The sequence below is a fragment of the Neptunitalea chrysea genome (genome assembly GCF_027924145.1).
In the GTDB taxonomy this organism is placed as follows: domain Bacteria; phylum Bacteroidota; class Bacteroidia; order Flavobacteriales; family Flavobacteriaceae; genus Neptunitalea; species Neptunitalea chrysea.
The window spans coordinates 123,405-132,197 of sequence record NZ_BRVP01000011.1; the positions used below are offsets into that span (position 1 = coordinate 123,405).

Annotated in this window: 5 protein-coding genes; all 5 read left to right on the plus strand. The window is 36.2% G+C overall.

What is annotated here, in order from left to right:
* Positions 1-211: 211 nt before the first annotated feature.
* The 5 genes from porU to NBRC110019_RS09615 all read left to right on the plus strand — a co-directional run bounded on the left by porU (position 212) and on the right by NBRC110019_RS09615 (position 8,726).
* Entirely contained in the window at positions 212-4,087 is a 3,876-nt protein-coding gene (gene porU / locus NBRC110019_RS09595) for a type IX secretion system sortase PorU (RefSeq protein ID WP_281754388.1), read from the plus strand.
* 35 nt (positions 4,088-4,122) lie between these two features.
* Positions 4,123-5,382 (plus strand): type IX secretion system outer membrane channel protein PorV, encoded by a 1,260-nt coding sequence (porV, locus tag NBRC110019_RS09600; RefSeq protein WP_281754389.1) that lies wholly within the window; start codon positions 4,123-4,125, stop codon positions 5,380-5,382.
* 14 nt (positions 5,383-5,396) lie between these two features.
* Positions 5,397-5,879, plus strand: coding sequence for a cytidine deaminase (gene cdd, locus NBRC110019_RS09605; RefSeq protein WP_281754390.1), 483 nt, complete (start codon positions 5,397-5,399; stop codon positions 5,877-5,879).
* 219 nt (positions 5,880-6,098) lie between these two features.
* Positions 6,099-7,097, plus strand: a complete 999-nt coding sequence (pdhA, locus tag NBRC110019_RS09610) for a pyruvate dehydrogenase (acetyl-transferring) E1 component subunit alpha (RefSeq protein ID WP_281754391.1) — start codon at positions 6,099-6,101, stop codon at positions 7,095-7,097.
* A 6-nt stretch (positions 7,098-7,103) separates the two neighbouring features.
* Positions 7,104-8,726: a dihydrolipoamide acetyltransferase family protein gene (locus tag NBRC110019_RS09615; protein ID WP_281754392.1), complete on the plus strand. Its 1,623-nt coding sequence runs from the start codon at positions 7,104-7,106 to the stop codon at positions 8,724-8,726.
* Positions 8,727-8,793 lie beyond the last annotated feature (67 nt).

Consider the following 8,793-nt stretch of genomic DNA (forward strand, 5'->3'; position numbering starts at 1 on the left):
GGATTATGGTTATCTAAAATCGTTCGCAATATAGTAATTAACTGCTAATAATCAATTTTTTTTAAAAAAATTACATTGTAAAGCCTAAACTATTATCAGTTGGTATTGCATTTAACGATTATATTGAATTATTATTATTTTGAGTCTACGAAATTTTATAATAATTTTAATATTTGCCATACGATAAGTAGTTAAATGACGTTTTTAGTTCATGAAAAATTTTTTCTTTAGTATAATTTTATTGTTTTCAGGTTTGATGATGGCCCAGCAACAGCACTTTGATTTGGGTTGGGGGGGCGTGAAACAAAAGAAAACTAGTGATTCTTCTGTGACCATTCCTTATTTTGATTCACAGTATATGGTGTATGAAGATGGCAGGGAGTGGTTTAAATATCATTGGATAGATACTCAAAAAGTAAATCCTGAAAGTTTACAGATAAGCAATGTGGTTTATGAGTCTTTAACTAAGGAAGAGCTTTATGGGTTAGATGTTTCTCAATTGTACGATGAGTTGGATCCTGTGCTGCATTCTACAAAAGCAAGGAATGCATGGCATACTTTTTTAACATTTAATCCGATTGTGTATAATGATGGTGTTATTAGACGAGTGAAGTCGATTGATATTGCTTATTCTTATGGGGGTTTTTCAAATGCTAAATTGTTTGATGTGCCTACTTTAACGAATTCTGTGTTAGCTACAGGTGATTGGTATAAATTTTATGTAGAGGAATCTGGAGTGTTTAGAATTAACCGCCAGTTTTTATCTTCTCTTGGTATAAATGTGTCTAATGTTGATCCTAGAACTATAAAGGTGTATGGGTACGGAGGCGATATGTTGCCTTTACTTAATTCAGAGAACCAATATTTCGATTTACCTCAAATACCTATAATGGTGCGTGGTGAGGAAGATGGTAGTTTTGACTCAAATGATTATATTTTGTTTTATGCTACAGGACCTCATGAGTTTAATGAAGATAGTCAAACTAACAATAATTTATTTAACGACATTGTCTATTATTATATAACGTATGATGGTGATTATGGGGAGCGGCTGCAAGTTGCTACTACTCCTTCAATGGCTGCATCGCAGGTGATAACAATGTATGATGATTACCAATATCATGAAGAAGATGAGTATAGTATTGTGAAGTTGGGGAGGCGTTGGTTTGGTGAAATATTTAATGCGGATACAGATGCTGAGTTTGAAATAGAAAACTTGGTGACTAGTGAGCCTGTAAGGGTGGGGGTTAAAGCAGCTGGGTCTTCCACTGTGCAAACAACCATGACAGTTAGTGTAAACGGAAGCGATGTGAGTACTTTAACTTTTCATTTGTTGAGTAGTGAAAGTACGTCGTACGCTACGCAGGATTCTAGTGCTCCGAATGGTTCTAAATCTATCGGGTTAAAATATGCTGATGTGAATGTGTCTTCAGAAGATGTTGTTGTTGCTTTGACTTATAATGGAGGAGGGTTGCCAACCTCTTTAGGTTATTTAGATTATATTACTGTAGAGTCGAAACGTTTACTTGCTGGTAGGGGAGAGCAATTTCCGTTTACCTATAAAGCTGCTGCTAGTATGTCTGGTGTAGCTTCATATACTTTTACTAATTCATCTAATATAGCTATGGTTTGGGATGTTACAGATATGTATAATGTGTCTTATTATGAAAATACAGATGGTAGCGGAAACTTTAGTTTTGATGTTGCTATGGGGGAGCAACGTAAGTACGTAGCGGTAGATAAACTAGGTTATAAAAGTCCGTCAATTAATTCTTCCGATAAGAAAGTTGGTAATCAGAATCTAAAAGCAGAGATGTTTACTGATGAGTTTGGTAATAGTGATGGTGTTGATTATATGATATTTACCCCCGATGTGTTTAAAAGTCAGGCTGAGCGTTTGGCGAGTTTTCATAGAGAGTATTCAGGTTTAAATGTAAAAGTGGTAGACTTGCAAGAGGTATATGATGAATTTAGTACTGGAAATCAGGATATTGGTGCTATTCGTAATCTGGTAAGATATGTCTATATGAATGCAACTTCAGAAAGTGAGCGTGTAAAATATCTATGTATGTTTGGTGACGGTTCTTACGACTATAAGGATATTACTAGCGGTAATACCAATTTTGTTCCCTTGTATCATTCTTATCCAAGTTTTAGTTTAACTACGTCTATTTGTACGGATGACTTTTATGGTATGATGGACGAGGATGAAGGTTTGGTAGAAGGAAATGATTTACTTGATGTGGCTGTAGGTAGAATTGTGGTAGATGATGTGCACCAAGCTTCAGATATGGTAAATAAAATTGAACAATACGCTGCTAAAGATTCCTATGGGAAGTGGAGAAATAATATCATTTTGCTTTCTGATGATGTAGATAAAAGTTGGGAAACGGTAATAGAAAGCGATCACAATGAATTAGGAGATGAGATTTATGCTGCGAAACCTTTTTTTAACTTAGAAAAAATACATACCGATGCTTATGTTCAGGAAACTTCGGCAGGAGGGGAAAGGTATCCAGATGCTAAAGAAGAGTTTTTGAGTAAAATTGAATTGGGAGCTTTGGTAGTGAGTTACTTTGGGCATGGAGGAGAAGATGGGTTGTCTAGTGAACGTATTTTTCAAACTGCGGATGCAAAAGCTTTGGATAATGAATATAAATATCCTATGATGATTACCGTAACTTGTGATTTTTCGAGGTTTGATAATCCTTCCAGAACTACTGCAGGAGAGTATACGTATTGGAATGCAGATGGAGGTGTGATATCTTTAATTACTACTACAAGAGAGATTTATGTAGATAACGGTAATAAGTATAATAATGTTATAGCAGAAAACCTATTTTCATATGGGTCTACTGATTATGTAACTATGGGGGAGTCTTTAAGGTTGGCAAAGAATAGTTCTTCTTTTGGTACAGATATTCAAAAAAGGGTGGTTTCTTATATCGGAGATCCTGCTTTGTATTTGGCGATACCTAAACCTCAGGTTAATTTAACGCATATTAATGGTGTTGCAGTATCTCAGGCAACGGATACCTTGAAGGCGTTAAGTACGGTAACGCTAAAAGGAAATGTTGTAAATGCAGCCGGAACCTTAATGAGTTCATATTCTGGTATTGTATATGCCACTGTGTATGATAAAAATATAGAACGAACTACTCTAGGGAATGATGGTATTATTGTTGATACTGTGACCAATGAGCCTTATAAAATGAACTTTGAAATTTTGGGAGAGGTTCTTTTTAGAGGGAAGGCTACTGTTGCTAATGGTGTTTTTGAGTTTGAGTTTGTAGTGCCAAGAGACGCGCTGATGCCTGTTGCTAATGGTCGTGTGAGTTTTTATGTAACTAATGATGATTTGACTGAAGATAAAACAGGGTATAGTACAGATATATTGGTGGGAGGTTTAAATGAAGAGGCTGCTTCAGATAATGATGGTCCTGAAGTTACCTTATATATGAATGATGAAAATTTCTTGTACGGAGGAATGACAAATCAGTCACCGATACTATTGGCATATATGGAAGATGAGAATGGGATTAATACCTCTAGTGGTATTGGACATGATATAATTGCGATTTTAGATGGAGATGAGTTGAATCCATATGTGTTGAACGATTATTACGAAACCGAATTAGATGTCTATACTAATGGGGTGGTTAATTTTCCATTTAGCGATTTGGAGCCGGGCTTGCATACCTTAACGGTAAAAGCATGGGATACTTATAATAACTCTGGAACGGCGGAAATTCAGTTTGTGGTTATTGATGATGATGAAATGAAATTGGAGAAAGTACTTAATTACCCAAATCCTTTTGTGAGTTACACCGAATTTTGGTTTCAGCATAACAAGCCGTATGAGCCACTAGATGTGCAAATTCAGGTGTTTACTGTTTCTGGTAAATTGGTGTGGACGCATAATCAGACAATTACCACCGAGGGCTACTTGTCTAGGGATATTACCTGGGATGGTAGAGATGATTTTGGGGATAAAATAGGAAAAGGTGTGTATGTGTATAAGATAACGGTAAAATCTACGTTATCTAATAAGGTTGCAGAAAAATATGAAAAACTTGTCATACTGTAATTAAGAGTTATATTTGTTAAAATTTTTAGACTTAAATGAAAAAAATTATATCTACGTTTGTTCTGGGTTTATTCGTTTTTAAGGCTTTTTCTCAGAATCCTACTACGTTAATTCCTTATACGTACGATACTCGTGTTATTACAACAGGGGTTCCTTTTTTAATGATTGCTTCTGATGCAAGAGCCGGAGGTATGGGGGAAATGGGGGTGGCTACAAGTCCTGATGCGTATTCTCAGCAATGGAACCCATCTAAATATGGTTTTATTGAAAAGCAAATGGGGGTAGGAGTTAGTTATACACCATACCTTAGTTCATTAGTGAATGATATAGCGTTGATGAATCTTACTTTTTATAATAGAATAAGTGAGCATAGTGCGTGGGCATTTGGTTTAAAATATTTTAGTTTAGGAGATATTGAATTTACTGAGCAAGTTGGGAACGATATTGTTTCTCAGGGTGTTGAGCGTCCAAATGAGTTAGCGATAGATGCGTCATATATATTAAGACTTACAGATCGTTACTCAATGGGTGTGACAGGTAGGTTTTTAAGTTCAAACTTAAAAATTCCTTCTGAAGGAATTGATGCAAGAGCAGCGAATAGTTTTGCAGTGGATGTGTCGGGGTATTTTCAAACAGAAGAAATAGCTTATGATAATTATGATGGAAGATGGAGAGCTGGTTTTGCTGTAGCTAATATAGGGCCTCCTATTAAGTATGATGAAAGTTTATCTGATGATTATGATAGCTTTTTGCCAACAAACTTAAAGCTAGGTGCAGGGTTCGATTTTATATTTGATTCGTATTCTAGATTATCTGTTGCTGCAGAGTTTAATAAGTTATTGGTGCCAACGCCACCAATTAGAGGGAACGAATATGAGTATGTGGATAATAATGATAATGGAGTTTACGATGAAGATACAGATGATTTAGGGGATGTGGTAGAGAGTGATGTTGTGATTTCAGGGATGGATGACGATGTTAGCTTTGTATCTGGGATGTTCCAGTCGTTTCATGATGCTCCGGGAGGAATGAAAGAGGAATTGAAAGAGGTTACTTGGGCTTTAGGTGCTGAATATACCTATATGGATGCTTTTGCGTTACGTGCTGGTTATTTTAACGAATCGCAAGATAAAGGAGCTAGAAAGTTCTTTACTATAGGAGCTGGTTTTACCTATAATGTAATTAAAGTAGATTTATCATATTTGTTCTCAGCATCGAAAGTTAGAAATCCTTTAGAGAATACATTGCGTTTCTCATTAACGCTGAACTTTGGAGATGAATATGATGAGTATTAGAATATTGGAATAATTTGAAAAAATTTCAGATAAGCGCCACTTTAGAGGTTTATGATTCAGTGAATGGTCTTCCCGAGAATATTCAGAGGCTCATGACTATGGCGATTGATATAAGAAAAAAGGCATATGCTCCTTACTCGAGATTTCAGGTAGGAGCTGCTCTTTTGTTGAGTAATGATGTTATTGTTACCGGTAATAACCAAGAGAATGCAGCGTATCCTTCAGGTTTGTGTGCAGAACGTGTAGCAATTTATCATGCCGGTGCTCAATATCCAAAAGAAGAAGTTAGCTTAATGGCAATAACGGCTACTTCTTTAGATAATCCTGTAACTACACCTGTACCGCCCTGTGGTGCATGTAGGCAAGCTATTGCTGAATATGAGGTGAAACAAGCTAAGTCAATTGAGATTTATTTTATGGGAGAATATGGGGTTGTATATAAGGCTAATTCTATCAGTGATTTACTTCCGTTGATGTTTGATGGTTCTCAGCTATAATTTTGTTATTTTTTTATAGAAAATTTAAATTCTTGTAAAAATATACTATAAAACCTCCTTTCTTTTTTTCTTCTTAACTAGTAAAATAGTAATTTTGCTACCGCAACTTTTTCAGGAGCTAATTAAAATATGGAATTATTCTTTATTTTGAACTTAATAGTTTAAATTTAGCCTTTGAAATTGAAAACGATATCTATTCAAGAAATTATTTGATAACACATGAAAAAAGTAACCAAGGAAGTTTACCTTAAATGGTATGAAGACATGCTTTTCTGGAGAAAGTTTGAAGACAAACTTGCTGCTGTATATATTCAACAAAAAGTTAGAGGATTTCTCCATTTGTATAATGGGCAAGAAGCCGTTTTAGCGGGAACCTTGCATGCAATAGATCCTACTAAGGATAAGTTGATAACAGCTTACCGTAATCACGTACAGCCAATTGGTATGGGAGTTGATCCTCGTAAAGTAATGGCTGAGCTTTATGGTAAAGCAACTGGTACGTCTAATGGTTTAGGTGGGTCAATGCACATCTTTTCTAAAGAGCATAACTTTTACGGTGGTCACGGTATTGTAGGAGGGCAAATTCCTCTAGGAGCTGGATTAGCGTTTGCAGATAAGTATTTTGAAACCGGAGGTGTTACTTTGTGTTACATGGGAGATGGTGCAGTTCGTCAAGGTTCGTTACACGAAACTTTTAACATGGCAATGAACTGGAAATTACCTGTAGTATTTATTTGTGAGAATAATGGGTACGCAATGGGTACAGCAGTATCTAGAACTGCAAACCATGAAGAAATTTGGAAATTAGGTTTAGGGTATGAAATGCCATGTGGGCCTGTAGATGGTATGAATCCTGTAAAAGTAGCTGAAGCAATTAGCGAAGCTGTTGAAAGAGCCAGAAGTGGTGAAGGACCAACATTCCTAGAAATGAAAACATATCGTTATAGAGGGCACTCTATGTCTGATGCGCAACATTACCGTACTAAAGACGAAGTAGAAGAGTATAAAAAAATAGATCCGATTACTCAAGTTCTTGATGTAATTAAAGAGAAAGAATACGCTACAGAGGAAGAGATTAAAGCAATAGATAAAGGCGTTAAAGATTTGGTTAAAGAATGTGAGAAATTTGCTGAAGAGTCTCCGTTCCCAGAACTTGATTTGATGTATAACGTAGTGTACGATCAAGAAAATTATCCTTTTTTACCTCATAAATTATAATAAGAAATGGCAGAAATTGTAAATATGCCTCGCTTGAGCGATACCATGGAAGAGGGTACCGTTGCAAAATGGCTAAAACAAGTTGGAGATAAAATAGAAGAAGGTGATATCCTTGCTGAAATAGAAACAGATAAAGCCACTATGGAGTTTGAATCTTTCAACGCTGGTGTTTTATTGTATATTGGTGTTGAAGAAGGAGGAACTTCTCCTGTAGATACATTATTAGCTATTATAGGTGAAGAAGGAGAGGATGTTTCTTCGTTAATTAGTGGAGGTGCTCCTGCTGCAGATACTAAAACTGAAGCAGTAGAAGAAAAAAAAGAAGAAGTTTCTTCTGGTGGAAGCGCTGAGTTACCTGAAGGTGTTGAGGTAGTTACTATGCCAAGGCTTAGTGATACCATGACTGAAGGTACTGTTGCTACTTGGTTGAAGAAAGAAGGTGATGCTGTAGAGGAAGGTGATATTCTTGCTGAAATTGAAACCGATAAGGCTACAATGGAGTTTGAGTGTTTTTACTCTGGGGTATTAGTATATATTGGTATTGAAGAAGGTGGTTCTGCACCTGTAGATTCTTTATTAGCAATTATTGGTCCTGAAGGTACAGATAAAGATGCTGTTATGGCTGCTGTTAAAGGTGGTGCTGCAAAAGCTACTCCTGCAAATGCTGAGGCTACTGAGACTCCTGCTGCTGCAAAAACTGAGTCAGCTCCTGTTGATGCTCCTGCTGCCACTACAGGTGGTAGAGTATTTGCTTCTCCATTGGCTAAGAAAATGGCTGCTGATAAGGGAATTGATCTTTCGACTGTAACTGGTTCAGGAGATCAAGGAAGAATAGTAAGAAGAGATATTGAGAATTATAAAGCTCCAGTTGCTGCTGCTGCTGCACCTAAAGCTGAAGCTCCTGCTGCTGCTACCACTGCTGCAATGCCATTTGTGCCTGCAGGTGAAGAGCGTGTAGAAGAGGTTAAGAATTCTCAAATGAGAAAAACTATTGCCAAGCGTTTAGGTGAATCTAAATTTACTGCACCTCACTACTATTTAACTGTAGAGTTAGATATGGAACAAGCAATAGCTTCTAGAGGTCAAATTAATACATTGCCAGATACCAAAGTGTCATTTAATGATATGGTAGTTAAGGCGTGTGCAATGGCGCTTAAAAAGCATCCTCAAATAAATACATCATGGAAAGATGATGTTACTGTTTACAATCAACATATTCATGTTGGTGTAGCGGTTGCTGTAGAGGATGGTTTAGTTGTACCTGTTCTTAAATTTACGAACGAAATGAGTCTTACTCAAATCGGATCTAAAGTAAAAGAACTTGCTGGTAAAGCTAGAAACAAAAAACTTACTCCTGCAGAAATGGATGGAAGTACGTTTACAGTATCTAACTTAGGTATGTTTGGTATAGAAGAGTTTACTTCTATCATTAACCAACCTAACTCAGCTATCTTGTCTGTTGGTGCTATTGTTGAAAAACCAGTAGTTAAAAATGGAGCTATTGTAGTTGGAAAAACTATGAAAGTTACTTTAGCATGTGATCACAGAACGGTTGATGGTGCTACCGGAGCACAATTTTTACAAACGCTTAAAGCCTTTGTTGAAAACCCAGTTACAATGTTAGCATAATAATTAACCTATTTAGGTTTTATAATAATAGAAAGCATCCAATATTTGGATGCTTTTTTTATATTTA